A 25,028-nucleotide genomic window follows, 5' to 3' on the forward strand; every position below is an offset into this window, starting at 1 on the left:
GCGCACAGGCTGGCGCGCGACACGCATCGTGCGCCTCCTGTGCGCCCTATGTCGCCACAGAACCTTCCTTCGATAGGCTGTACCGAACCCGCCCCGTTGCATATGCGCGGTGTCGTTGCCGTTGTCGCCTGTGAGGCGCGCGCGGCCCCCGGGTTCCCCGTACCTCCGCAGTCATCCCCGCAGTACGCCGTAGCACCGCAGTACGTCCCCCCGCACGATCACCGCAAGTCAAGGAGAGTCAACGAGCGATGGCCGGTCCCGCGTTCCGCGCCGCCGCCGTACGGGTGCGCGTCCCCGCCTCCAGCGCCAATCTGGGTCCGGGCTTCGACGCCTTCGGCCTGTCGCTGGGGCTCTACGACGACGTCGTCGTCCGGGTCGCCGACTCCGGGCTGCACGTCGACATCGCCGGCGAAGGTGCCGACACCCTTCCCCGCGACGAGAGCCACCTGCTCGTACGCTCGATGCGCACCGCCTTCGACCTGCTGGGCGGTCAGCCGCGCGGCCTTGAGGTCGTCTGCGCCAACCGCATCCCGCACGGCCGGGGCCTCGGCTCCTCCTCCGCCGCCATCTGCGCCGGCATCGTCGCCGCCCGCGCCGTGACCATAGGCGGCGACACGCGCCTCGACGAGACCGCGCTGCTCGAACTGGCCACCGAGATCGAGGGGCACCCCGACAACGTCGCGGCCTGCCTGCTCGGCGGCTTCACGCTCGCCTGGACCGAGGGCGGTGCCGCCCGGGCGATCAGGATGGAGCCCTCCGATTCCATCGTTCCGGTGGTTTTCGTCCCCGGAAAGCCCGTGCTCACCGAGACCGCCCGAGGTCTGCTCCCGCGCACCGTCCCGCACGTGGACGCCGCCGCCAACGCCGGCCGCGCCGCCCTCCTCGTCGAGGCCCTGACCCGCCGCCCCGAGCTGCTGCTCGCGGCCACCGAGGACCGGCTGCACCAGGAGTACCGGGCGCCCGCGATGCCCGAGAGCATCGCCCTTGTGAACCGGCTGCGGGCGGACGGTGTGCCCGCGGTCATCTCCGGCGCGGGCCCCACGGTCCTCGCGCTGGCGGACCACGGAACGGCCGACAAGGTCGCCCTGCTCGCGGGCGAGGGGTGGGCCGCCAACCGGCTCGACCTCGACGCGCCCGGAGCGAGCGTCCTGCCGCTCGCGCCCTGACGGGCAGCCCGCGCGGCTCTCCTGAGCCGGGGCCGCGCGGACACGAGATCGCCGGTGACGGAGAGGGGGAATGTTTGTTGGAGCCGGTAGTGTTAACCTCAAGTCTGCACCCGACGTCTTTGTGGCGCGGTGCTGAGTGTCCCCATCAGGGACCGCCAATTCTTCCGGGAGCCTCCTCCACTGCCTGAGCAGCCTGCCTGAGCAGATTCGAGCACGCTCCGGAACCGGCACGACACCCCTCGCTTCTCTTGTTCGAGGGCCGAGCAGGGGGCGCTCGGGCCGGACCCACAGCACGTTTTCTCTCTTCCGCCGTACCCGGCGGGACCACCGCCCCGACACGGTCCGCCAAGCAGGACCGCTGCCGGACAGCACAACCGGTCGCCGAGCCAGATGGCCGACGTCCGCTCCAGGGAAGGACCCTTCGTGAGCGACACCACCGATCTGATGGGCGTGACTGCCGACAGCAGTGTCGACACCTCCGCGCCCGCCGAAGGTGCTGCCTCCGGCACCACCGCACGGCGCCGCCGCTCCGGCACCGGCCTTGAGGGCATGGTCCTGGCCGAGCTGCAGCAGGTCGCGTCCGGCCTCGGCATCAGGGGCACCGCGCGGATGCGCAAGAGCCAGCTGATCGAGGTCATCAAGGAGGCCCAGGCCGGCGGCGGCTCCGCCGCCCCCGCCAAGTCGGCCGACGCCGCCGAGACCAAGCCGAAGCGCCGCACCGCGGCCAAGGCGCGTACGGCCGACGCCGAGGCCGCCCCGAAGGCCGAGAAGGCCGAGAAGGCCGAGCCGGTCGCCCAGCAGCAGATCGAGATCCCGGGCCAGCCCGCGTCCGAGGACGCCCCGGCCGGCGAGCGCCGCCGCCGTCGCGCCACCGCCCCGGCCGGTTCGCCGGAGGGCGAGGCCAAGGCCGAGGCCGCGCAGGCCGTCAAGACCGAGGTCCGCACCGAGGCCCGCACCGAGACGCAGGGCGAGGCCAAGGCCGAGACCGCCGCCGACACCGCCGAGGGCCGCGGCCGTCGCGACCGGGGTGAGCGGGGCGAGCGCGGTGACCGCCGCGAGCGCCAGCGCGACCGCCGCGACCGCGGCAAGGGCGAGGAGCAGCAGGGCGGCGGCCAGGGCGGCCAGCGCCAGCGCCAGGGCGGCCAGGGGCAGGGTCAGGCCGGCGGCCAGGGCCAGGCCCAGGGCCCGCAGGGCGGCCAGCAGGCCGGCCCGCAGGACGACGACGACTTCGAGGGCGGCCGTCGCGGCCGGCGCGGGCGCTACCGCGACCGCCGTGGGCGCCGTGGGCGTGACGAGTTCGCCGCCGGTGAGCCGCAGGTCGCCGACGACGACGTCCTGATCCCCGTCGCGGGCATCCTCGACATCCTCGACAACTACGCGTTCATCCGGACCTCCGGCTACCTGCCCGGCCCGAACGACGTGTACGTCTCCCTCGCCCAGGTCCGCAAGAGCGGCCTGCGCAAGGGCGACCACGTCACCGGTGCCGTGCGCCAGCCGAAGGAGGGCGAGCGCCGCGAGAAGTTCAACGCGCTGGTGCGCCTCGACTCGGTCAACGGCATGGCGCCGGAGTCCGGCCGCGGGCGTCCCGAGTTCAACAAGCTCACCCCGCTGTACCCGCAGGACCGGCTCCGTCTGGAGACCGACCCGGGCGTGCTGACCACGCGGATCATCGACCTCGTGTCGCCGATCGGCAAGGGCCAGCGCGGTCTGATCGTGGCCCCGCCGAAGACCGGCAAGACCATGATCATGCAGGCGATCGCCAACGCGATCACCCACAACAACCCCGAGTGCCACCTGATGGTCGTCCTGGTCGACGAGCGTCCGGAAGAGGTCACCGACATGCAGCGGTCGGTCAAGGGCGAGGTCATCTCCTCGACCTTCGACCGTCCCGCCGAGGACCACACCACCGTCGCCGAGCTGGCCATCGAGCGCGCCAAGCGCCTCGTGGAGCTGGGTCACGACGTGGTCGTCCTGCTGGACTCCATCACCCGTCTGGGCCGCGCGTACAACCTCGCGGCGCCCGCCTCCGGCCGCATCCTGTCCGGTGGTGTCGACTCGACCGCGCTGTACCCGCCGAAGCGCTTCTTCGGTGCCGCGCGCAACATCGAGGACGGCGGCTCGCTGACCATCCTGGCCACCGCGCTGGTCGACACCGGCTCGCGCATGGACGAGGTGATCTTCGAGGAGTTCAAGGGCACCGGCAACATGGAGCTCAAGCTCGACCGCAAGCTCGCCGACAAGCGCATCTTCCCGGCCGTCGACGTCGACGCCTCGGGCACGCGCAAGGAGGAGATCCTGCTCGGCAGCGACGAGCTCTCCATCACCTGGAAGCTGCGCCGCGTGCTGCACGCGCTCGACCAGCAGCAGGCGATCGAGCTGCTGCTCGACAAGATGAAGCAGACGAAGTCGAACGGCGAGTTCCTGCTCCAGATCCAGAAGACGACCCCCGGAGCCGGGAACAACGACTGACGCGAGACGTCGGTCACACGGCGAAGGGCCGGCCCGGCCCGTTACCCCGCCGCGACCTGCATGAACGAGCGTGCCCCCCGTGTACACGGGGGGCACGCTCGCGTTACGGGTCGTCGCTCAGCGAAACCTCACAGCCTCCTATGCAACCCTTTCGGGTGGTTCGTCATCACAGAAGGTGAAACCGAGGGCTGAGGAAAGACGATGACCGAGCACCATCAGGGAACCCGAATACGGGCCACCGGCCGCCGCCGGAAGCGGCCCGCGAAGGGCCGCCGCGTGCTGAAGACCGTCGCCTGGGGCACCGGCGCGCTCGTCGTCCTCGCCGGCGCGGGACTGGGGTACGCGTACGTCAAGCTGGACGGCAACATCAAGGGCGTCGACATCAACGCCCAGCTCGGCAAGGACCGCCCCGAGAACGTCGACAACGGCTCGATGGACATCCTGGTCCTCGGCTCCGACTCCCGCTCCGGCGACAACGCCGCGTACGGCAAGGACGAGGGCGGCGCCCGCTCCGACACCGCGATGGTCGTCCACGTCTACGAGGGCCACAAGAAGGCCGCCGTGGTCTCCATCCCGCGCGACACCCTCGTCGACCGCCCCCAGTGCACCGACGGCAGGGGCGGCACGGTCCCGGGGCAGCACCGGGCGATGTTCAACACGGCGTACGAGGTCGGCGGCCCGGCCTGCGCCGTGAAGACCGTCGAGGCGATGTCCGGGATCCGCATGGACCACTACATCGAGGTCGACTTCACCGGCTTCACGAAGCTCATCGACAAGCTCGGCGGCGTGGAGGTCACCACCACGAAGGCCATCAAGGACACCAAGAGCCACCTCGACCTCGCCCCGGGCACCCACACCCTCGACGGCGAACAGTCCCTCGGCCTGGTCCGCACCCGCAAGAGCGTCGGCGACGGCAGCGACCTCGGCCGCATCCAGCTCCAGCAGGCCTTCATGAAGGCCTTCATCGACCAGGTGAAGAGCGTCGGCGTCTTCACCAACCCCAAGAAGCTCTTCGACATCGCGGACACCGCCACCAAGGCCATCACGCCCGACTCCGAGCTCGATTCGGTCAACGAGCTCATGGGCTTCGCCAAGGGCCTTTCCGGCCTCGGCGCCGACGACGTCCACATGGTCACGCTGCCGGTCGAGTACGACCCCGTGGACCCCAACCGGGTCGTTCCGCTGGAGGCCCAGTCCCGGCAGGTCTGGCAGGCGCTCAAGGCTGACAAGGCCATCCCCGCGTCGGCCACCAAGGAAGGGGCCACCGGCAAGGCCGAGGGCCTCGTGAAGTAGTCCGGAGCGGCTCCCGGGCCGCCGAGGAATAGTTCCGGCCACCCCCCGGTTTTGGGAGATGCGGCCGGTCCTGGCAGACTGGTACGTCGGCCCCGGTTCACGCAGGTGCATCCCGCACGGCGACCCGGAGCCCTCCCGAAACTAGGAGACACCTTGAAGCGCGAGATCCACCCCGAGTACGTCGAGACCCAGGTCAGCTGCACCTGCGGCGCGTCGTTCACCACTCGTAGCACCCTGACCGAGGGCACCATCCGTGCCGAGGTCTGCTCCGAGTGCCACCCGTTCTACACGGGCAAGCAGAAGATCCTCGACACCGGCGGCCGTGTCGCCCGCTTCGAGGCCCGCTTCGGCAAGGCTGCGGCCAAGAAGTAGCACGTCACTGCGCCGGTCCTTGGTCGCTCCCGCTCGGGGGCACCGGACCGGCGCTTTGCCGTCCCCGCAGTCGTTCCCCCGCAGCAGCCCGTCCCGAAAACACCTCAGGAGCACCCGATGTTCGAAGCGGTCGAGGACCTGGTCGGCGAGCACGCCGACCTCGAGAAGAAGCTCGCCGACCCTTCGGTCCACTCCGACCAGGCGAACGCGCGCAAGCTCAACAAGCGCTACGCGGAGCTGACCCCGATCATCGGCACGTACCAGGCCTGGAAGCGGTCGGCGGACGACATCGAGACGGCCAAGGAGCTGGCCGCCGACGACCCCGACTTCGCCGCCGAGGTCAAGGAGCTGGAGAAGCTGCGCGAGGAGCTGACGGAGAAGCTCCGGCTGCTGCTCGTCCCGCGCGACCCCAGCGACGACAAGGACGTCATCCTGGAGATCAAGGCCGGCGCGGGCGGCGACGAGTCCGCCCTGTTCGCCGGCGACCTGCTGCGGATGTACCTGCGGTACGCCGAGCGGATCGGCTGGAAGACCGAGATCATCGACGCCACCGAGTCCGAGCTGGGCGGCTACAAGGACGTCCAGGTCGCCGTGAAGACCAAGGGCGGCAACGGGGCCACCGAGCCCGGCCAGGGCGTCTGGGCGCGGCTGAAGTACGAGGGCGGGGTGCACCGCGTGCAGCGCGTGCCCGCCACCGAGTCGCAGGGCCGCATCCACACCTCCGCCGCCGGCGTGCTCGTCACCCCGGAGGCCGAGGAGGTCGAGGTCGAGATCGTCGCGAACGACCTGCGCATCGACGTCTACCGCTCGTCCGGTCCCGGCGGCCAGTCCGTCAACACCACCGACTCCGCGGTCCGCATCACCCACCTGCCGACCGGCATCGTCGCCTCCTGCCAGAACGAGAAGAGCCAGCTCCAGAACAAGGAGCAGGCCATGCGCATCCTGCGCTCCCGGCTGCTCGCCGCCGCGCAGGAGAAGGCCGAGGCCGAGGCCGCGGACGCCCGCCGCAGCCAGGTCCGCACGGTCGACCGCTCCGAGAAGATCCGGACGTACAACTTCCCGGAGAACCGCATCTCGGACCACCGCGTCGGCTTCAAGGCGTACAACCTGGACCAGGTGCTCGACGGCGAGCTCGACCCGGTCATCCAGGCCTGCGTCGACGCCGACTCGGCCGCCAAGCTCGCCGCCGCGTAAGACGCGTACCTCGTCAGCTCGTCAGCCCCACCCGCACCACGGAGGACCAGCGTGAACCTGCTGCTTGCCGAGGTGGCCCAGGCCACCCAGCGGCTGGCCGACGCCGGCGTTCCCTCACCGCGTTTCGACGCGGAGGAGCTCGCCGCGTTCGTGCACGGCGTCAAGCGGGGGGAGCTGCACAACGTCAAGGACGCGGACTTCGACGCCCGCTACTGGGAGGCCATCGCGCGCCGCGAGGCCCGCGAGCCGCTCCAGCACATCACCGGGCGGGCGTTCTTCCGCTACCTGGAGCTCCAGGTGGGCCCCGGCGTGTTCGTGCCCCGGCCGGAGACCGAGTCGGTCGTCGGCTGGGCCATAGACGCCGTGCGCGCCATGGACGTCGTCGAGCCGCTCATCGTCGACCTGTGCACCGGCTCGGGCGCCATCGCGCTCGCCATGGCGCAGGAGGTGCCGCGCTCGCGCGTGCACGCCGTGGAGCTCTCCGACGACGCGCTCGTGTGGACCCGCAAGAACGCCGAGGGCTCGCGCGTCACCGTCCACCAGGGCGACGCGCTGGCCGCGCTGCCGGAGCTCAACGGCCAGGTCGACCTGGTCATCTCCAACCCGCCGTACATCCCGCTCACCGAGTGGGAGTACGTGGCCCCCGAGGCACGCGACCACGACCCGGAGATGGCGCTGTTCTCCGGCGAGGACGGCCTGGACACCATCCGGGGCATCGAGCGCACCGCGCACCGGCTGCTGCGGCCCGGCGGGCTCGTGGTGATCGAGCACGCGGACACCCAGGGCGGCCAGGTGCCGTGGATCTTCAACGAGGAGGCCGGCTGGGTCGACGCCGCCGACCACCCCGACCTGAACAACCGGCCGCGCTTCGCGACCGCCCGCAAGGCCACCCCATGAGCAACCAGTCCAGGCACGACGCGTACGAGAAGGCAGGCGACTAATGGCCCGGCGATACGACTGCAACGAGGCGACGGACCGTGCGACGGGTCTGCGTGAGGCCGCGTCCGCCGTACGCCGCGGCGAGCTCGTCGTGCTGCCCACCGACACCGTCTACGGGATCGGCGCGGACGCCTTCAGCTCCGAGGCCGTCGCGGACCTGCTCGCCGCCAAGGGCCGTGGCCGGAACATGCCGACGCCCGTCCTGATCGGCTCCCCGAACACCCTGCACGGCCTCGTCACGGACTTCTCCGAGCAGGCCTGGGAGCTCGTCGACGCCTTCTGGCCGGGCGCGCTCACCCTGGTCGCCAAGCACCAGCCCTCGCTCCAGTGGGACCTGGGCGACACCCGCGGCACCGTCGCCATCCGGATGCCGCTGCACCCGGTCGCCATCGAGCTGCTCACCGAGGTCGGCCCGATGGCCGTCTCCTCGGCCAACCTCACCGGCCACCCGTCGCCGGAGGACTGCGACGCGGCCCAGGGGATGCTCGGCGACTCCGTCTCCGTCTACCTGGACGGCGGCCCCACCCCCGGCATCGTCCCCTCCTCCATCGTCGACGTCACGGGCAAGGTCCCGGTGCTGCTGCGCGCCGGCGCGCTCAGCGCGGAGGAGCTCCGGAAGGTGGTACCCGACCTCGAGGTGGCGAATTGACCGCCCCAGAGGGGCGTGGCATAGCGGGGCACCCGAACGACGGCACCACCTTCCGCATCCTCCACGTCAGCACCGGCAACGTCTGCCGCTCGCCGATCACCGAGCGGCTGACCCGCCATGCCCTGAGCGACCGGCTGGGCGACCCCCTGGGCGGCGGCCTCATCGTGGAGAGCGCGGGTACCTGGGGCCACGAGGGCGCCCCCATGGAGGCCAACGCGGAGCTGGTCCTCGCGGACTTCGGCGCCGACCACACCGGCTTCGTGGGGCGCGAGCTCCTCGACGAGCACGTGATCCGCGCCGACCTGGTCCTCACCGCGACCCGCGACCACCGCGCGCAGGTCATCTCCATGGGCCACTCGGCGGGGCTGCGCACCTTCACGCTGAAGGAGTTCACCCGCCTGGTCCGGGCGATAGACCCGGCCACCCTGCCGGACCCCCGCGACGGCCACGACACCATCGACCGCGCCCGCGCCCTGGTCCGCGCCGCCGCGGCTCTACGCGGGTGGCTCCTGGCCCCGTCGGCGGAGGCGGACGAGGTGAACGACCCGTACGGGGCGCCCATCACCTTCTTCCGCTCGATCGGCGACGAGATCAACCAGGCGCTGGACCCCGTGGTCACGGCCCTGACGGGCGTACCGGCGAAGCACTGACGGGGGGCGCCCGCGCGGTGCCGGAGGAGCGCCCTCAGGGGCGTCGAGGGGGCTCGGGGCGCCCTCGGGGGAGGGGAGCGGCCCCCGGGTGGCCGTGTGGGGCGGCGGAGGGGCGCAGGCGTGCCTACAGTGGATTTCCAGACCGCTCACGCCCGGAGCCCCCCATGCCGGTCACCGTGCCCCCAGAGGCAGCACACCAGAGCCCGCTCGACGTGCTGCGCCGCCAGGACCCCGAGATCGCCGACGTGCTGCTCGGGGAGGAGCGGCGGCAGGGGGAGGGGCTGCAGCTGATCGCCGCCGAGAACTTCACCTCGCCGGCCGTCCTCGCCGCGCTCGGCTCGCGGCTCGCCAACAAGTACGCCGAGGGCTATCCGGGCGCCCGGCACCACGGCGGCTGCGCGTACGCCGACGCCGCCGAGCGGATCGCGGTGGACCGGGCGCGCGCCCTCTTCGGCGCCGAACACGCCAACGTACAGGCCCACTCGGGCTCCTCCGCCGTGCTCGCCGCCTACGCGGCGCTGCTGCGGCCGGGGGACACCGTGCTTGCCATGGGGCTCGCCCACGGCGGGCACCTCACGCACGGGGCGCCCGCGAACTTCTCGGGCCGCTGGTTCGACTTCGTCCCGTACGGGGTCGACGCGGAGACCGGTCTCGTCGACTACGAGCAGGTCGCCGCGCTCGCCCGGCACCACCGGCCGAAGGCGATCGTCTGCGGGTCGGTCTCCTACCCGCGCCACCTCGACTACGGGATCTTCCGGGCCGTCGCCGACGAGGTCGGCGCCTATCTGATCGCCGACGCGGCCCACCCGCTGGGCCTGATCGCCGGCGGCGCGGCCCCGAACCCCGTCCCGTACGCGGACGTCGTCTGCGGCACCACCCACAAGGTGCTGCGCGGTCCGCGCGGCGGGCTGCTGCTGTGCGGGGCGGAGCTGGCCGAGCGGATCGACCGGGCGGTGTTCCCGTTCTCGCAGGGCGGGGCGCAGATGCACACCATCGCCGCCAAGGCCGTCGCCTTCGGCGAGGCGTCCACCCCCGCCTTCACCGCGTACGCCCATCAGGTGGTCGAGCACGCCCGGGTGCTGGCCGCGGCCCTCGCCGCCGAGGGCTTCGCGCTGACCACCGGCGGCACCGACACGCATCTCATCACCGCGGACCCGGCCCCGCTGGGCGTCGACGGGCGCACCGCGCGGGCCCGGCTGGCCGCCGCCGGTGTGGTCCTGGACACCTGCGCGCTGCCGTACGGGGACGGCCGCGGCATCCGGCTGGGCACCGCCGCGGTGACCACGCAGGGGATGGGGGCGCCGGAGATGGCCAGGATCGCCGCGCTGTTCACGGCGGCGCTGCGCGAGGACCCGCGGGAGACGGCCCGGGTGCGCGCCGATGTGCGCGAGCTGGTGGGGCGTTTTCCCCCGTATGGCCGGTAAAAGCGGGGCCGCGCAACCGAACGGGGGGTACGCGTGTCCTCGACCATGGGGACGGCCCGGCTAGGGTGTGGGGCTGAGATGGCCAGCGATTCCTGTGGGGCAGCCCGTGCGTGATTACCTGCTGACGCTCTGTGTCACGGCCGCGGTGACCTATCTGCTGACCGGTCCGGTGCGGAAGTTCGCCATCGCGACCGGGGCGATGCCGGAGATCCGCGCCCGCGACGTACACCGAGAACCGACACCGCGGCTCGGTGGCATCGCCATGTTCTTCGGGCTGTGCGCGGGCCTGCTGGTCGCGGACCACCTACAGAACCTGAACAGCGTCTTCGAGCTCTCCAACGAGCCCCGCGCGCTGCTCTCCGGCGCCGCCCTGATCTGGCTGATCGGCGTGCTGGACGACAAGTTCGAGCTGGACGCGCTGATCAAGCTGGGCGCGCAGATGATCTCGGCGGGCGTCATGGTCATGCAGGGTCTGACGATCCTGTGGCTACCCATCCCCGGCGTCGGCACGGTCGCCCTCACCCAGTGGCAGGGCACCCTGCTGACCGTCGCCCTGGTGGTGCTGACCATCAACGCGGTCAACTTCGTCGACGGTCTCGACGGGCTCGCCGCCGGCATGGTGTGCATCGCCGCCGCGGCCTTCTTCCTCTACGCGTACCGGATCTGGTACGGCTACACGATCGAGGCGGCGGCCCCCGCCACCCTGTTCGCCGCGATCCTGATGGGCATGTGCCTGGGCTTCCTGCCGCACAACATGCACCCCGCGCGGATCTTCATGGGCGACTCGGGCTCGATGCTGATCGGCCTGATCCTGGCCGCCTCGGCCATCTCCATCACCGGCCAGGTCGACCCGGACGCGCTGAAGATCTTCGAGGGCTCGACCAAGGCGGCCACCCACGCGGCGCTGCCGGTCTTCATCCCGCTGGTGCTGCCGCTGACCATCATCGCGATCCCGATGGCCGACCTGGTGCTGGCCATCGTGCGCCGCACCTGGAACGGCCAGTCGCCGTTCGCCGCGGACCGCGGGCACCTGCACCACCGGCTCCTGGAGATCGGCCACTCGCACAGCCGGGCGGTCCTGATCATGTACTTCTGGTCGGCGCTGATCGCCTTCGGCACGCTCGCGTACTCGGTGCACTCGACGTCGATGTGGATCGTCCTCGCCGTGGTGTTCCTGAGCGCCGTCGGCCTCGTGCTGCTCCTGCTGCCGCGCTTCACACCGAGGGCCCCACGATGGGCCGAGGCGGTCGTACCGCCACGCTACCGCCGGCGCAGGGCCGCCCTGGTGCCCGAGACGCCCGAGGGGCTCGACGAGCCCGCGGAGGAGCGGGTTCCGGTGCCCGCGGGGGTCAACGGATCGACCGCGATCGGCAACCGCGCGCGCTTCTCCGACAGAAGTAAGGCCGGGGCGCGGGGTTGACGCACGTTTTTACGAATGCCGCATCCGACCGCAATACCAGACAACTCACCCTGCGCGCCCGCACACACGCGCAGGGTCACTCTCAGGTGTGACCGCAGGCACACTCTTCGAGTAAAGACCTATTCAAATAGTTTGTGATACGGTTCACGAGACCCGGCGACAGTGCCGAAAGACCGTAGTGCGACGGTCTCTTGGCCCCGAGACTCGCCTCGGACCGGGCTTACGCTCGTCCTTGCGACACCATCGCCCCCTCCAGCAAGCGGAGACACCGCCATGCCCTCTAACGACGCACGCCTACTGCTGCACACCGCCGTACCCACCGCTGCCGCCGGCGCCATCGCGGCCGTCGTCAGTGGTGTCGTCGCGGGCGGCAAGGGCGCACTCGGCGCCGTCGTCGGCACCCTGGTGGTCATCCTCTTCATGGGGCTCGGGCTGGTGGTGCTCCAGCGGACGGCGAAGAAGCTCCCGCAGTTGTTCCAGGCCATGGGGCTCATGCTCTACACGGCCCAACTGCTGGTGCTCTTCATCTTCTTGGCCTTGCTGAAGGACACCTCGGCGTTCGACTTCAAGGCTTTCGCGTTCACGCTTCTCGCCACGACCGTGGTGTGGGTCGCCGCCCAGGCCCGGGCCTACATGAAGGCCAAGATCATGTACGTCGACCCGCAGAACGCGGGGTCGAAGTCGTGAAGGGTAGGGCCGGGATAAAGACGAGTTCGGCTTCCTGCTATCGTCCGGTGCCAACTGCGGCACTGCGGGCGCGGGCATCCGAAACGGCGCCTGTCCCAGCGCGAGGCTCGATGCCGAACCGCCGCCCCCTTATCCGTAAGACCAGTCCAGTGCCGACCCGCGGCTGCGTGCCGCGCCGACACAACGAGGTTGCCGTACCTATGCGCCACGCTGAAGGAGCCCGCGGTGAGTGCTGACCAGACGCTTGCCTTCGACCCGGATTGCCACATCTTCACCGGATGCGGCTTCCCGGCGCCGGGCCTGCACACGTTCATGTACGAGCCGATCGCGACGTGGGGGAGCTTCGAGTTCACGAAGCCCATGCTCCTCGCGATCCTGGGCTCGATCGTGGTCGTCGGCTTCTTCTGGGCCGCCTTCAACAAGCCGAAGCTGATCCCCGGCAAGATGCAGATGGTCGGCGAGGCCGGTTACGACTTCGTGCGCCGCGGCATCGTCTACGAGATCATCGGCAAGAAGGACGGCGAGAAGTACGTCCCGCTGATGGTGTCGCTGTTCTTCTTCGTCTGGATGCTCAACCTCTGGTCGATCATCCCGCTCGCCCAGTTCCCGGTCACGTCGCTGATCGCCTTCCCGGCGGCCCTCGCGCTGATCGTGTACGTCCTCTGGGTCTCGCTGACCTTCAAGAAGCACGGCTTCGTCGGCGGCTGGAAGAACATCGTCGGCTACGACAAGTCGCTCGGCCCGATCCTTCCCCTGGTCGTCGTCCTCGAGTTCTTCTCGAACCTGCTCATCCGGCCCTTCACGCACGCGGTCCGACTGTTCGCGAACATGTTCGCCGGTCACCTGCTCATCGTGATGTTCTCGCTGGCGACCTACTACCTCCTGAACGGGCTCGGCTTCGTCTACGCCGGCGCCTCGTTCGTGATGGTCCTGGTGATGACCGCCTTCGAGCTCTTCATCCAGGCCGTCCAGGCGTACGTCTTCGTCCTCCTGGCCTGCAGCTACGTCCAGGGCGCGCTCTCCGAGCACCACTGAGCCGGCCCGGCCAGCAGCACTCCCCCCAACCCACAGTCGTCCGGTGGCCAACCCCCACCGGGTCCTTGAAAGAGAAGGAAGAACCGGCATGTCCGCTCTCGAGACTCTCGCCGCCGTCAACGGAAACGTCGCCTCCATCGGCTACGGCCTCGCGGCCATCGGCCCCGGCGTCGGCGTCGGCATCATCTTCGGTAACGGCACCCAGGCCCTCGCCCGCCAGCCCGAGGCCGCCGGCCTGATCCGCACCAACCAGATCATGGGTTTCGCGTTCTGTGAGGCGCTCGCCCTCATCGGCATCGTCATGGGCTTCGTCTACAAGTAAGCCGGACCGACAGCCCGACCCTTTTTACGGAAGGCACAGATGTGAACGCTCTGCTTCTTGCGGAAGCGGCGGAGCCCCAGCCTCCGCTCATCCCGCATCTCGATGAGCTCGTCATCGGCCTGATCGCCTTCGTCATCGTCTTCGGCTTCCTCGCCAAGAAGCTCCTCCCGAACATCAACAAGGTTCTGGAAGAGCGCCGCGAGGCCATCGAGGGTGGCATCGACAAGGCCGAGTCGGCCCAGATCGAGGCTCAGAGTGTGCTGGAGCAGTACAAGGCCCAGCTCGCCGAGGCCCGCCACGAAGCCGCGCGTCTCCGCCAGGAGGCGACGGAGCAGGGCACCGCGATCATCCAGGAGATGAAGGCGGAAGGCCAGCGCCAGCGCGAGGAGATCGTCGCGGCCGGTCACGCCCAGATCGAGGCCGACCGCAAGACCGCGTCCGCCGCGCTGCGTCAGGACGTCGGCAAGCTGGCCACCGATCTGGCCGCGAAGCTGGTCGGCGAGTCCCTTGAGGACGTCGCCCGCCAGAGCCGCACCATCGACCGCTTCCTCGACGAGCTCGAGGAGAAGGCCGAGGCCGTCCGATGAACGGAGCGAGCCGCGAGGCACTGGGCGCCGCACGCGAGGCCCTCGACGCGCTGACCGACAACACCTCGGTCGACGCGGCGAAGCTCGCCGGCGAGCTGGCCGCGGTCACCGGGCTGCTCGACCGCGAGGTGTCGCTGCGTCGGGTCCTGACCGACCCGGCCCAGGCGGGCGAGGCCAAGGCCGAGCTCGCGCAGCGACTCCTGGCCGGTCAGGTGGGCGGCGAGACCGTCGACCTGGTTTCCGGCATGGTCCGCTCGCGCTGGTCGAAGTCCCGTGACCTGGTCGACGCGGCCGAGGAGCTGGCGGACATCGCCGACCTCACCGCAGCCCAGCGTTCGGGCACTCTCGACGGTGTCGAGGACGAGCTGTTCCGGTTCGGCCGGATCGTCTCGTCCAGCCCCGAGCTCCGCTCGGCGCTGACGGACAAGACCGCCACGGCCACCGCCAAGGGCGAGCTGCTGCGCAGCCTGCTCGGCGGCAAGGCCGACGCCGTCACCGAGCGACTCGTCGTCCGTCTGGTGACCCAGCCCCGGGGACGTAGCCTGGAATCGGGACTCGAGTCCCTCTCCAAGCTCGCCGCGGCGCGCCGGGACCGGATGGTCGCGGTCGTCACTTCGGCGGTGCCGCTCAGCGACCGGCAGAAGCAGCGCCTCGGCGCCGCGCTGGCCAAGCTGTACGGCCGCCAGATGCACCTGAACCTGGACGTGGACCCGGCGGTCCTCGGCGGGATCACCGTGCGGGTCGGCGACGAGGTCATCGACGGCAGCATCTCGGAGCGCCTCGGCGAGGCGACCCGGCGACTGGCCGGCTGACACCAGCCGCCACACCAAGCAAGACAGCAACACATGCGGCCCGGTTGGGCCGTGCAGAGATTGCAGAAGTTCCTGGGGGTCGGCCCCCAGACCCCTAAGAAACTTCGGGCCCAACAAGGAGAGCAGGGAACCCAGATGGCGGAGCTCACGATCCGGCCGGAGGAGATCCGGGACGCGCTGGAGACCTTCGTCCAGTCGTACCAGCCGGACGCGGCCTCGCGCGAGGAGGTCGGCACGGTCAGCCTGGCCGGCGATGGCATCGCGAAGGTCGAGGGTCTTCCCTCGGCCATGGCGAACGAGCTGCTGAAGTTCGAGGACGGGACCCTCGGTCTCGCGCTGAACCTCGAAGAGCGCGAGATCGGCGCGATCGTCCTCGGCGAGTTCAGCGGCATCGAGGAGGGTCAGTCGGTGCAGCGCACCGGCGAGGTCCTCTCCGTCGGTGTCGGTGAGGGATACCTGGGTCGCGTCGTCGACCCGCTCGGCAACCCGATCGACGGTCTCGGCGAGATCGCGACCGAGGGCCGCCGCGCCCTCGAGCTGCAGGCCCCGGGCGTCATGGCCCGTAAGTCGGTCCACGAGCCCATGGAGACCGGCTACAAGGCCGTCGACGCCATGACGCCGGTCGGCCGTGGTCAGCGTCAGCTGATCATCGGTGACCGTCAGACCGGCAAGACCGCGCTGTGCATCGACACGATCATCAACCAGCGTGACAACTGGCGCTCCGGCGACGTGAACAAGCAGGTTCGCTGCATCTACGTCGCCATCGGCCAGAAGGGCTCCACCATCGCGTCCGTCCGCGGCGCGCTGGAGGAGGCCGGTGCCCTTGAGTACACGACCATCGTCGCCGCCCCGGCGTCCGACCCGGCCGGCTTCAAGTACCTGGCGCCGTACACCGGTTCCGCCATCGGCCAGCACTGGATGTACCAGGGCAAGCACGTCCTGATCGTCTTCGACGACCTGTCGAAGCAGGCCGACGCCTACCGCGCCGTGTCGCTGCTGCTGCGCCGCCCGCCGGGCCGTGAGGCCTACCCGGGTGACGTCTTCTACCTGCACTCGCGTCTGCTGGAGCGCTGCGCGAAGCTGTCGGACGAGCTCGGCGCGGGCTCGATGACCGGTCTTCCGATCGTCGAGACCAAGGCCAACGACGTGTCGGCGTTCATCCCGACCAACGTCATCTCCATCACCGACGGCCAGTGCTTCCTGGAGTCCGACCTGTTCAACGCCGGCCAGCGTCCGGCCCTGAACGTCGGTATCTCGGTCTCCCGAGTCGGTGGCTCCGCCCAGCACCCGGCCATGAAGCAGATCGCCGGCCGCCTCCGCGTGGACCTGGCCCAGTTCCGTGAGCTGGAGGCCTTCGCGGCCTTCGGTTCGGACCTGGACGCCGCGTCGAAGGCGCAGCTGGAGCGCGGTCAGCGCATGGTCGAGCTGCTGAAGCAGGCCCAGTACCAGCCGATGCCGACCGAGAACCAGGTCGTCTCGGTGTGGGCCGGCACCACCGGCAAGATGGACGACGTCCCGGTCGCCGACATCCGTCGCTTCGAGGCCGAGCTCCTGTCGTACCTGCGACAGAAGCACTCGAGCCTCATGACCTCCATCCGCGAGGGCAAGAAGATGTCGAACGACACCCTGACGGCCGTCGCCGACGCCATCGCTGAGTTCAAGCAGCAGTTCGAGACCTCTGACGGCAAGCTGCTCAGCGAGGACGCTGCCGCCGTCAACGTCTCGAAGTGACGACGGAAGGGACCTGACTCATGGGAGCGCAGCTCCGGGTCTACAAGCGTCGCATCAAATCCGTCACCGCGACGAAGAAGATCACCAAGGCGATGGAGATGATCGCCGCCTCGCGCGTCGTCAAGGCGCAGCGCAAGGTGCAGGCGTCGACCCCGTACGCCACCGAGCTGACCCGCGCGGTCACCGCGGTGGCCACGGGTGCCAACGACAAGCACGCGCTGACCACCGAGGCGGAGAACCCGACCCGCGCCGCGGTCCTGCTCCTCTCGAGCGACCGCGGTCTGGCCGGCGCGTTCAACTCCAACGCCATCAAGGCGGCGGAACTGCTGATCAAGAAGCTGGAGAGCGAGGGCCGCGAGGTCGACGTCTACGTCGTCGGCCGCCGTGGTGTCGCGCACTTCAACTTCCGTGAGCGCAAGCTGTCCGACACGTGGACCGGCTTCACGGACGAGCCCTCGTACGCGGACGCCAAGAACATCGCGGCTCCGCTGATCGAGGCGATCGAGAAGGACACGGCCGAGGGCGGTGTGGACGAGCTCCACATCATCTACACCGAGTTCGTCTCGATGATGACGCAGACGGCGGTCGAGGCCCGGCTGCTGCCCCTGAGCCTCGACGAGGTGGCGAAGGACTCCGGCGAGTCGGACACGCTCCGCCCGCTGTACGACTTCGAGCCGTCGGCGGAGGACGTCCTGGACGCCCTTCTGCCGCGCTACGTCGAAAGCCGGATCTACAACGCGCTGCTGCAGTCGGCCGCTTCCAAGCACGCCGCCACGCGTCGTGCGATGAAGTCGGCGACCGACAACGCGGGAGACTTGATCAACAACCTCTCCCGACTTGCCAACGCGGCCCGACAGGCCGAAATCACCCAGGAAATCAGCGAGATCGTCGGTGGCACCGCAGCCCTGGCCGACGCGACCGCGGGGAGTGACAAGTAATGACGACCACTGTTGAGACGGCCGCCGCCACGGGCCGCGTCGCCCGGGTCATCGGCCCGGTCGTCGACGTGGAGTTCCCCGTCGACGCGATGCCGGAGATCTACAACGCCCTCCACGTCCAGGTCGCCGACCCGGCCGAGGACGGCGCGCTGAAGACGCTGACCCTCGAGGTCGCGCAGCACCTCGGTGACGGCATCGTCCGCACCATCTCGATGCAGCCCACCGACGGCCTGGTCCGCCAGGCCCCGGTGGTCGACACCGGCAACGGCATCACGGTGCCCGTCGGTGACGTCACCAAGGGCCGCGTGTTCAACACGCTGGGCCAGATCCTGAACGACCCCGAGGCGGAGTCCGAGGTCAGCGAGCGGTGGTCCATCCACCGCAAGGCCCCGGCGTTCGCGGACCTCGAGTCGAAGACCGAGATGTTCGAGACCGGCCTGAAGGTCGTCGACCTTCTCACCCCGTACGTCAAGGGTGGAAAGATCGGTCTGTTCGGTGGCGCCGGTGTCGGCAAGACCGTTCTGATCCAGGAAATGATCATGCGTGTGGCCAAGCTGCACGAGGGCGTTTCCGTCTTCGCCGGCGTCGGCGAGCGCACCCGTGAGGGCAACGACCTCATCGCGGAAATGGAAGAGTCCGGCGTTCTGGACAAGACCGCGCTGGTCTTCGGCCAGATGGACGAGCCCCCGGGCACCCGTCTCCGCGTCGCCCTCGCCGGTCTGACCATGGCGGAGTACTTCCGCGATGTGCAGAAGCAGGACGTGCTGTTCTTCATCGACAACATCTTCCGCTTCACGCAGGCCGGTTCCGAGGTCTCGACCCTGCTCGGCCGGATGCCCTCCGCGGTGGGTTACCAGCCGAACCTGGCCGACGAGATGGGTCTCCTCCAGGAGCGCATCACGTCGACCCGTGGTCACTCGATCACCTCGATGCAGGCGATCTACGTCCCCGCGGACGACCTGACCGACCCGGCCCCGGCCACCACCTTCGCCCACCTCGACGCGACGACGGTTCTCTCCCGTCCGATCTCCGAGAAGGGCATCTACCCGGCCGTGGACCCGCTGGACTCCACGTCCCGGATCCTGGACCCGCGCTACATCGCGCAGGACCACTACGACGCCGCCACGCGCGTCAAGGGAATCCTGCAGAAGTACAAGGACCTCCAGGACATCATCGCGATCCTCGGTATCGACGAGCTGAGCGAGGAAGACAAGCTCGTCGTGCACCGTGCGCGTCGTGTCGAGCGCTTCCTGTCCCAGAACACCCACGCGGCGAAGCAGTTCACCGGCGTGGACGGTTCGGACGTCCCGCTCGACGAGTCGATCGCCGCGTTCAACGCGATCTGCGACGGAGAGTTCGACCACTTCCCGGAGCAGGCCTTCTTCATGTGTGGTGGTCTTGAGGACCTCAAGAAGAACGCCAAGGAGCTCGGCGTCTCCTGAGCCCCGTGCTCGCCTGAGGGGGGCGGGAGACGTTCCCGCCCCCCTCTTCACGCCCTTTAGAATTGATCCCAACACCCGGCAGCACCGCCGGGTGGTGACCCGAGGAGCCACCCTTGGCTGCTGAGCTGCACGTCGAGCTGGTCGCCGCGGACCGGAGTGTCTGGTCCGGCGAGGCCACCCTGGTCATCGCGCGTACGACCTCCGGCGACATCGGCGTCATGCCCGGTCACCAGCCGCTGCTCGGTGTGCTGGAGTCGGGCCCCGTGACCATCCGGACGAGCGAGGGCGGCACCGTCGTCGCCGCCGTCCACGGTGGTTTCCTGTCGTTCGCCGATGACAAGCTGTCTCTGCTCGCGGAGATCGCCGAACTCGCGGACGAGATCGACGCCCAGCGCGCCGAGCGCGCGCTGGAGCGCGCGAAGACGGATTCGGACGCCGCCGCCGAGCGGCGCGCCGAGGTCCGGCTGCGCGCGGTATCGGTCCGCTAGCGGACCGGGCGAGAGCCCCATACCTCAGCCGCGGCACGATCCGGAATTTTCCGGACCGTGCCGCGGCTGAGGCGATGCAGATGCAGGTTGTATTCGGTACGGCCGGGTCCACCGGTTACGGGACGCAGCGAGGAGGTCGGTGAAGATGTTCCTCGCTCTGCTCGTATGCGGCCTGGTCGTCGCACTGGTGGTGATCGGGCTCTTCGTCTTCGGCTTGCGCCGCAGACTGATCCAGCGGGCCGGCGGCACCTTCGACTGTTCGCTGCGCTGGGGCGTGGCGGAGGAGCCCGACCCGTCCGGCAAGGGCTGGGTGTACGGCGTGGCCCGCTACAGCGGCGACGAGATCGCCTGGTTCCGCGTCTTCTCGTACTCCCCCCGCCCGCGCAGGGTCCTGGAGCGCTCGGCCATCGAGGTCCTGGAGCGCCGGATGCCCGAGGGCGAGGAGGAGCTGGCGCTGCTCTCCGACTCGGTGATCCAGGGCTGTCTGCACCGCGGCACCCGCCTGGAGCTGGCGATGAGCGAGGACGCGCTCACCGGTTTCCTGGCCTGGCTGGAGGCGGCGCCTCCGGGGCAACGAGTCAATGTCGCTTGATAAGGCTTCTCATTGTGTGGGGGTCCCCCCGGACGAGGTCTGGGGGAGGGCCGATGTCGCCTGATCCCCTCCGTTCCGTCCGGCCCGGCGAGTGCCATGTGTGGACCGCCCGGGCCGTTTCCGTGTCCGCGTCCGATGACCTGTGCGCGCTGCTCGACACCAGGGAGCGGCGGGTGTACGAGGCGCTGACCGGGGAGCCGGTGCGGGCCCAGTACCTGACCGCGCACGCGCTGCTGCGGTCGGTGCTCGGTGCCGTCCTGGACCGGGAGCCGGCGGGGCTGGCGTTCGGGAAGGGCCCGCACGGCAAGCCGTTCCTCGCGGACGCGCCGGTCGAGTTCTCGATCTCGCACTCGGGCGAGCTGGTGGCCGTCGCGCTGTCGGCGGACGCCCCCGTCGGGGTGGACGTCGAGCGGATCACGGAGCTGGCCGAGCTGCCGCTGCCGGTGCTGTCGGAGCGGGAGCGGGCCGCGTTCGACCTGGTCCCGGGGCCGGAGCGGGCGGTCGCCTTCACCGCGTACTGGGTGCGCAAGGAGGCGGTGCTGAAGGCGACGGGGGAGGGGCTGCGGGTGGATCCCGCGCGGCTGACGGTCTCCGCGCCGGACCGGCCGGCCGAGCTGCTGGACTGGCGGGGCCGGAACGACGGACAGCCGCACCCGGGGGTGCGGCTGTACGACCTGGACGCCGGGGACGGTTACCGGGGTGCCGTGGCCCTGCTGGGCGGGGCGCACCGGATCGTCCGGCACGACGGGGGCGGCGTGCTGCACCGCCCCCGCCGGATCAGGGGCTAGTTCAGCCCGCTGTTGATGGCGCCGACGAGCTCGCCGTTGCCGGTGTCGCCGCTGAACTCCCAGAAGAACGCGCCGCCGAGGCCCTGGTTCTTGGCCCAGCTCATCTTGGAGTTGACCGTGGCGGGGGTGTCGTAGCTCCACCAGTTGGTGCCGCAGTGGGCGTAGGCGGTGCCGGCGACGGTGCCGTTGGCCGGGCAGGAGTTCTTGAGGACCTTGTAGTCCTCGATGCCCTGCTCGTAGGTGCCCTGGGCCGGGCCGGTGGCGGTGCCGCCGGGCGCCGCCTGGGTCACGCCGGTCCAGCCTCGGCCGTAGAAGCCGATGCCGAGCAGCAGCTTGTTGCCGGGGACGCCCTTGGCCTTGAACTTGGCGATCGCCTCGGCGGAGTTGAAGCCCTGCTGCGGGATGCCGGCGTACGAGGTCAGCGGGGAGTGCGGGGCCGTCGGGCCCTTCGCCGCCCAGGCGCCGAAGAAGTCGTACGTCATGACGTTGAACCAGTTCATGTACTGCGCGGCGCCCGCGTAGTCGGTGGCGTCGATCTTGCCGCCGGTGGAGGCGTCGGCCGTGACGGCCGCGGTGACCAGGTTGTTGGCACCGAACTTGGCGCGCATGGCCTGCATCATGTTCTTGAACGCGGCCGGGCCGCTGGTGTCGCAGGACAGGCCGCAGGCGTTCGGGTACTCCCAGTCGAGGTCGATGCCGTCGAAGACGTCGGCCCAGCGCGGGTCCTCGACCAGGTCGTAGCAGGACTGCGCGAAGGCGGTCGGGTTCTGGACGGCCTGGCCGAAGCCGCCGGACCAGGTCCAGCCGCCGAAGGACCAGAGGATCTTGATGTTCGGGTAGGCCTTCTTCAGCTTGCGCAGCTGGTTGAAGTTGCCGCGCAGCGGCTGGTCCCAGGTGTCGGCGACGCCGTCGACGGACTGGTCGGCGGTGTAGGCCTTGTCGTAGTCGGCGTAGGAGTCGCCGATGGTGCACTTGCCGCCGGTGACGTTGCCGAAGGCGTAGTTGATGTGGGTGATCTTGGACGCGGAGCCCGAGGTCACGATGTTCTTCACGTGGTAGTTGCGCCCGTAGACGCCCCAGTTGGTGAAGTAGCCCATCTTCACGACGTTCGGGGGCGGGGTGCCGCCTCCGCCGCCGGTGGTGCGGACCGGGGTGGCGGCGCTGGCCGGGCCGGTCTGGTCGATGGTGTCGCGGGCGACGACCGTGTAGCTGTAGTCGGTGCCGGCGGTGAGGCCGGTGTCCGTGTAGGTGAGGGCGGTCGTGGTGGTGACCTTCGTGCCGTCGCGCAGCACGTCGTAGTTCTTGACGCCCTTGTCGTCGGTGGCCGCGGTCCAGGTGAGCTTCACCGAGGTGTCGGTGATGGCCGAGGCGGCCGGGGCTCCGGGGGCGGAGGGGGCGTTGTCGCCGGGCTGGGTGGAGCCGTCGCAGGAGGCGCCGTTGATCTTACAGCCGCTGGGGGCGCCGGTACCGGTGCCGTTGAAGCCGAAGGAGACGGAGGCGCCGGGGGCGAGGGTGCCGTTCCAGCCGAGGTTCTTGGCGGTCCAGTGGTTCGCGGCGCCGGTGACGGTGGCGTCCCAGGCGGAGGTGACCGCGGTGCCGGCGGGGTAGTCCCACTCGACGGTCCAGGACGAGAGCGTGGTGGTGCCGGTGTTCTTCACCGTCCACTTGCCCTCGAAGCCGGAGCCCCAGTCGGAGGCTTTGGCGAAGGTGGCGGTGGCCGAGGACGCGGCCTCGGCGGGTGCGGCGAGGCCGACCATGGCGGCCAGTGGCAGGACGAGGGCGGTCAGACCGGCGGCAGCCCGGTGTCTGAACCCTGCTCTGCGCGTCGGTGCTTGAGTGCTCAACGGTGCTCCTCAAGTTGCGGACGACAAGGGTGGGGGTGGTCCGAAAAGGTGCGCGCGCCGCCGAGCGTAGAAAGGTCTGGACCAGCCGTCAAGAGGTCCAGACCAACGTTGGAACGCCTTCTCTCATACTTCTCTCAGACATCCGCCCGGTATGTGCCCCGGCGCGGGTCCCGGTCCGCGGGGCCCCTCCGACGCCCCGTCAGTGGATTCCCAACTCCTGTGCCAGCACCGCCGCTTGGACCCGGCTGCGCAGCTCCAGCTTGCCCAGCACCTTGCTGACGTGCGTCTTCACCGTGGCCTCCGCCATGTCCAGGCGCACCGCGATCTCCGCGTTCGACAGCCCCGCGCCCAGCGCCCCGAGCACCTCCCGCTCCCGTGGTGTCAGCCGCGCCACGGCCGCGGGCTCCGGCGCCGGCTCCGGGCGGCGCGGGGCCGCGAACTCGGCGATCAGCCGCCGGGTCACCGCGGGCGCGATCAGCCCCTCGCCGCCGGCCACCGTCCGGACCGCCGCGATCAGGTCCCTCGCGTCCGTGTTCTTCAGCAGGAAGCCCGAGGCGCCGGCCCGCAGCGCGCCGAAGACGTACTCGTCCAGGTCGAAGGTGGTCAGCACCAGCACGTCCGCCAGGCCCTCCGTCACCACCAGACGCGTCGCCGTCACCCCGTCCATCCGGGGCATCTGCACATCCATCAGCACCAGGTCCGGGCGCAGCTCGCGGGCCAGCTCCACGGCCCGCTCGCCGTCCTCCGCCTCGCCGACCACCTCGATGTCCGGGGCGCTGCCCAGGATCAGCACGAGCCCCGCGCGCACCGCGCTCTGGTCCTCGGCGACCACGATCCGGATCGTCATGCCTCCGGTGTCCTCTCCTCGGCGGGCAGCTCGGCCCGCACCCGCCAGGTCTTCGTCCCGTCCGCCTCCGGCACGGGACCCGCCTCGAACGCGCCGCCGAGCAGCGCCACCCGCTCCCGCATCCCGACCAGCCCCGCCCCCGAACCGGGCGCGCGGGGGCCGGGCCGGTCGCCGAAGGGGCTGGTCACGACCACCGTCAGGGCCCGCGCGTCACGGGCCAGGGCCACCGTGACCGTACCGGCCGAGGCGTGCTTGAGGGCGTTGGTCAGCGACTCCTGCACGATCCGGTACGCGGCCAGCTCCACCGGTGCCGGGAGCGGCGCCCCGGTCTCCTCGCGGGTGTCGTCGAGCCGGAAGGCGAGGCCGCTGGTGCCGCCGTTCGTCCGCGCCTGGGCCACCAGCGCGTCCAGGCCCGAGAGCCGGGGCACGGCCGCCGGGGCCGTGTCGTCGGAGCTGTCCCGGAGCAGTCCGATGAGCCGGCGCATCTCGGCGAGCCCGGCGACGCTGTTCTCCCGGATCACGCCGAGCGCCTGCCGGGTGGTGGCCTCGTCGTCGAGCGAGAGCGCGGCCGTGGAGTGGATCGCGATGGCGGAGAGGTGGTTGGCGACCATGTCGTGCAGCTCCCTGGCCATCCGGGCGCGCTCGGCGACGACGGCCTGGGCGCGGTCCATCTCCGCGAGCAGCGCGGTCTGTTCGGCGCGCAGCCGGGCCGACTCGGCGGCCTCCCGGTGGTTGCGGACGATGGCGCCGGTGACCGCCGGCAGGAAGGAGACCATGCCGCTGACCACGCCGACGAGCAGGGCGATCGCGTTCTGCCACCACACCAGCAGCACGATGGTGAGGGCCACCGTGATCAGGCCGGTGGTGTACGGGATGCGCTTGGCGGAGGCGGGCGTGCCGTAGACGACGGCCGCGTAGACGACGTCCGTGAACATCAGGATGGTCGCCAGATTGCCGTTGGTGAACTGGTCCGCGACGAGCGCGAGGGTGCCGACGGTCAGCGCGGTGCGGGGCGCGGTGCGGCGCAGCGCCTCCGTCCCTGCCATCACGAAGAGCGGGACGAGCGTGGCCCAGGACTGCGGGAAGACGTTGTCGACCTTGTTGTACAGCCCGAACGACCACAGCAGCAGGCCGCAGGCGAGGCCGCAGGCGGCGATGAAGAGGTCGTCACGGTGGGGTCGGGGGAGGCGCACCCCTCCATCCAACACGCCGCCCCGGGCGGGTGCGTCCTCGTACGGGCCGAGCCGTGCCTCCGTCGAAGGATGTAGGCGCGGTTCCTCACCGCCGACGACGAAACCGGCCGGGGCGGCCGGGAGGCTGGAGGGGTACCGAAAGGGGA

General features: G+C 70.4%; 24 protein-coding genes. 21 read left to right on the forward strand and 3 right to left on the reverse strand.

The genetic code is table 11. The annotated features are described in order from the left end of the window. Window positions 1–248: 248 nt before the first annotated feature. The 21 genes from thrB to ACZ6J5_RS25935 all read left to right on the forward strand — a co-directional run bounded on the left by thrB (window position 249) and on the right by ACZ6J5_RS25935 (window position 20,998). Window positions 249–1,166 (forward strand): homoserine kinase, encoded by a 918-nt coding sequence (gene thrB / locus ACZ6J5_RS25835; protein WP_469395317.1) that lies wholly within the window; start codon window positions 249–251, stop codon window positions 1,164–1,166. 423 nt (window positions 1,167–1,589) lie between these two features. Next, window positions 1,590–3,635 carry a transcription termination factor Rho gene (gene rho / locus ACZ6J5_RS25840; protein ID WP_469395319.1) on the forward strand — a complete coding sequence of 682 codons (2,046 nt, stop codon included), beginning with the start codon at window positions 1,590–1,592 and terminating at the stop codon, window positions 3,633–3,635. Window positions 3,636–3,836: 201 nt separating this feature from the next. Next, on the forward strand, window positions 3,837–4,928 hold the full coding sequence (locus tag ACZ6J5_RS25845; RefSeq protein ID WP_469395321.1) for an LCP family protein: 1,092 nt from the start codon (window positions 3,837–3,839) through the stop codon (window positions 4,926–4,928). A gap of 153 nt (window positions 4,929–5,081) precedes the next feature. Beyond that, window positions 5,082–5,300, forward strand: a complete 219-nt coding sequence (gene rpmE / locus ACZ6J5_RS25850; RefSeq protein ID WP_046909139.1) for a 50S ribosomal protein L31 — start codon at window positions 5,082–5,084, stop codon at window positions 5,298–5,300. A 117-nt stretch (window positions 5,301–5,417) separates the two neighbouring features. Continuing rightward, the gene (gene prfA / locus ACZ6J5_RS25855) at window positions 5,418–6,494 is read left to right on the forward strand and encodes a peptide chain release factor 1 (RefSeq protein ID WP_469395323.1); all 1,077 of its coding nucleotides are present in this window, start codon (window positions 5,418–5,420) and stop codon (window positions 6,492–6,494) included. Window positions 6,495–6,545: 51 nt separating this feature from the next. Next, complete coding sequence (gene prmC, locus ACZ6J5_RS25860) at window positions 6,546–7,391, forward strand: peptide chain release factor N(5)-glutamine methyltransferase (protein WP_469395325.1); 846 nt, start codon at window positions 6,546–6,548, stop codon at window positions 7,389–7,391. Window positions 7,392–7,434: 43 nt separating this feature from the next. Then, complete coding sequence (locus ACZ6J5_RS25865) at window positions 7,435–8,082, forward strand: L-threonylcarbamoyladenylate synthase (protein ID WP_469395326.1); 648 nt, start codon at window positions 7,435–7,437, stop codon at window positions 8,080–8,082. Continuing rightward, window positions 8,079–8,732: an arsenate reductase/protein-tyrosine-phosphatase family protein gene (locus ACZ6J5_RS25870; protein ID WP_469395328.1), complete on the forward strand. Its 654-nt coding sequence runs from the start codon at window positions 8,079–8,081 to the stop codon at window positions 8,730–8,732. Before ACZ6J5_RS25865 ends, ACZ6J5_RS25870 begins: the two co-directional genes overlap by 4 nt. 164 nt (window positions 8,733–8,896) lie before the next feature. After that, window positions 8,897–10,156, forward strand: coding sequence for a serine hydroxymethyltransferase (locus tag ACZ6J5_RS25875; RefSeq protein WP_469395330.1), 1,260 nt, complete (start codon window positions 8,897–8,899; stop codon window positions 10,154–10,156). A 106-nt stretch (window positions 10,157–10,262) separates the two neighbouring features. Then, window positions 10,263–11,576 carry an MraY family glycosyltransferase gene (locus ACZ6J5_RS25880; protein ID WP_469395332.1) on the forward strand — a complete coding sequence of 438 codons (1,314 nt, stop codon included), beginning with the start codon at window positions 10,263–10,265 and terminating at the stop codon, window positions 11,574–11,576. A 273-nt stretch (window positions 11,577–11,849) separates the two neighbouring features. Beyond that, window positions 11,850–12,263, forward strand: a complete 414-nt coding sequence (locus ACZ6J5_RS25885) for a hypothetical protein (protein ID WP_469395334.1) — start codon at window positions 11,850–11,852, stop codon at window positions 12,261–12,263. 225 nt (window positions 12,264–12,488) lie between these two features. After that, a complete protein-coding gene (gene atpB, locus ACZ6J5_RS25890; RefSeq protein WP_362480559.1) occupies window positions 12,489–13,298 on the forward strand; it encodes a F0F1 ATP synthase subunit A in 810 nt (269 codons plus the stop codon). Between the two features lie 88 nt (window positions 13,299–13,386). Continuing rightward, complete coding sequence (atpE, locus tag ACZ6J5_RS25895) at window positions 13,387–13,620, forward strand: ATP synthase F0 subunit C (protein ID WP_010474382.1); 234 nt, start codon at window positions 13,387–13,389, stop codon at window positions 13,618–13,620. Between the two features lie 41 nt (window positions 13,621–13,661). Next, window positions 13,662–14,207 carry a F0F1 ATP synthase subunit B gene (locus ACZ6J5_RS25900; RefSeq protein WP_362480561.1) on the forward strand — a complete coding sequence of 182 codons (546 nt, stop codon included), beginning with the start codon at window positions 13,662–13,664 and terminating at the stop codon, window positions 14,205–14,207. Next, entirely contained in the window at window positions 14,204–15,019 is an 816-nt protein-coding gene (locus tag ACZ6J5_RS25905; protein WP_469395337.1) for a F0F1 ATP synthase subunit delta, read from the forward strand. Before ACZ6J5_RS25900 ends, ACZ6J5_RS25905 begins: the two co-directional genes overlap by 4 nt. 135 nt (window positions 15,020–15,154) lie before the next feature. Next, window positions 15,155–16,750, forward strand: a complete 1,596-nt coding sequence (atpA, locus tag ACZ6J5_RS25910; RefSeq protein WP_469395339.1) for a F0F1 ATP synthase subunit alpha — start codon at window positions 15,155–15,157, stop codon at window positions 16,748–16,750. A 20-nt stretch (window positions 16,751–16,770) separates the two neighbouring features. Further along, a complete protein-coding gene (locus ACZ6J5_RS25915) occupies window positions 16,771–17,688 on the forward strand; it encodes a F0F1 ATP synthase subunit gamma (protein WP_469395341.1) in 918 nt (305 codons plus the stop codon). Further along, window positions 17,688–19,130 (forward strand): F0F1 ATP synthase subunit beta, encoded by a 1,443-nt coding sequence (gene atpD / locus ACZ6J5_RS25920; protein WP_469395343.1) that lies wholly within the window; start codon window positions 17,688–17,690, stop codon window positions 19,128–19,130. Before ACZ6J5_RS25915 ends, atpD begins: the two co-directional genes overlap by 1 nt. Window positions 19,131–19,243: 113 nt before the next feature. After that, the gene (locus tag ACZ6J5_RS25925; protein WP_329424228.1) at window positions 19,244–19,618 is read left to right on the forward strand and encodes a F0F1 ATP synthase subunit epsilon; all 375 of its coding nucleotides are present in this window, start codon (window positions 19,244–19,246) and stop codon (window positions 19,616–19,618) included. Window positions 19,619–19,763: 145 nt separating this feature from the next. Beyond that, window positions 19,764–20,210 carry a DUF2550 domain-containing protein gene (locus ACZ6J5_RS25930; protein ID WP_469395345.1) on the forward strand — a complete coding sequence of 149 codons (447 nt, stop codon included), beginning with the start codon at window positions 19,764–19,766 and terminating at the stop codon, window positions 20,208–20,210. Between the two features lie 122 nt (window positions 20,211–20,332). After that, on the forward strand, window positions 20,333–20,998 hold the full coding sequence (locus tag ACZ6J5_RS25935) for a 4'-phosphopantetheinyl transferase family protein (RefSeq protein WP_469395347.1): 666 nt from the start codon (window positions 20,333–20,335) through the stop codon (window positions 20,996–20,998). Here the strand turns inward: ACZ6J5_RS25935 and ACZ6J5_RS25940 are convergent. From ACZ6J5_RS25940 to ACZ6J5_RS25950, 3 genes are all read right to left on the reverse strand, one after another. Then, on the reverse strand, window positions 20,995–22,842 hold the full coding sequence (locus tag ACZ6J5_RS25940) for a glycosyl hydrolase family 18 protein (RefSeq protein ID WP_469395348.1): 1,848 nt from the start codon (window positions 22,840–22,842) through the stop codon (window positions 20,995–20,997). The genes ACZ6J5_RS25935 and ACZ6J5_RS25940 overlap by 4 nt on opposite strands. A gap of 199 nt (window positions 22,843–23,041) precedes the next feature. After that, window positions 23,042–23,689 carry a response regulator gene (locus ACZ6J5_RS25945; protein WP_469395350.1) on the reverse strand — a complete coding sequence of 216 codons (648 nt, stop codon included), beginning with the start codon at window positions 23,687–23,689 and terminating at the stop codon, window positions 23,042–23,044. Then, window positions 23,686–24,882 carry a sensor histidine kinase gene (locus ACZ6J5_RS25950; RefSeq protein WP_469395352.1) on the reverse strand — a complete coding sequence of 399 codons (1,197 nt, stop codon included), beginning with the start codon at window positions 24,880–24,882 and terminating at the stop codon, window positions 23,686–23,688. The genes ACZ6J5_RS25945 and ACZ6J5_RS25950 overlap by 4 nt, the downstream gene beginning before the upstream one ends. Window positions 24,883–25,028: the final 146 nt, after the last annotated feature.

It is taken from the genome of Streptomyces sp. NPDC042100, assembly GCF_055582325.1.

Coding starts and splice junctions, on each gene's coding strand:
- atpA (WP_469395339.1), top strand. CDS start 15,155: ATGGCGGAGCTCACGATCCGGCCGGAGGAGATCCGGGACGCGCTGGAG.
- ACZ6J5_RS25885 (WP_469395334.1), top strand. CDS start 11,850: ATGCCCTCTAACGACGCACGCCTACTGCTGCACACCGCCGTACCCACC.
- atpD (WP_469395343.1), top strand. CDS start 17,688: ATGACGACCACTGTTGAGACGGCCGCCGCCACGGGCCGCGTCGCCCGG.
- ACZ6J5_RS25930 (WP_469395345.1), top strand. CDS start 19,764: ATGTTCCTCGCTCTGCTCGTATGCGGCCTGGTCGTCGCACTGGTGGTG.
- prfA (WP_469395323.1), top strand. CDS start 5,418: ATGTTCGAAGCGGTCGAGGACCTGGTCGGCGAGCACGCCGACCTCGAG.
- ACZ6J5_RS25865 (WP_469395326.1), top strand. CDS start 7,435: ATGGCCCGGCGATACGACTGCAACGAGGCGACGGACCGTGCGACGGGT.
- ACZ6J5_RS25945 (WP_469395350.1), bottom strand. CDS start 23,689: ATGACGATCCGGATCGTGGTCGCCGAGGACCAGAGCGCGGTGCGCGCG.
- ACZ6J5_RS25905 (WP_469395337.1), top strand. CDS start 14,204: ATGAACGGAGCGAGCCGCGAGGCACTGGGCGCCGCACGCGAGGCCCTC.
- ACZ6J5_RS25845 (WP_469395321.1), top strand. CDS start 3,837: ATGACCGAGCACCATCAGGGAACCCGAATACGGGCCACCGGCCGCCGC.
- ACZ6J5_RS25915 (WP_469395341.1), top strand. CDS start 16,771: ATGGGAGCGCAGCTCCGGGTCTACAAGCGTCGCATCAAATCCGTCACC.
- atpE (WP_010474382.1), top strand. CDS start 13,387: ATGTCCGCTCTCGAGACTCTCGCCGCCGTCAACGGAAACGTCGCCTCC.
- thrB (WP_469395317.1), top strand. CDS start 249: ATGGCCGGTCCCGCGTTCCGCGCCGCCGCCGTACGGGTGCGCGTCCCC.
- ACZ6J5_RS25875 (WP_469395330.1), top strand. CDS start 8,897: ATGCCGGTCACCGTGCCCCCAGAGGCAGCACACCAGAGCCCGCTCGAC.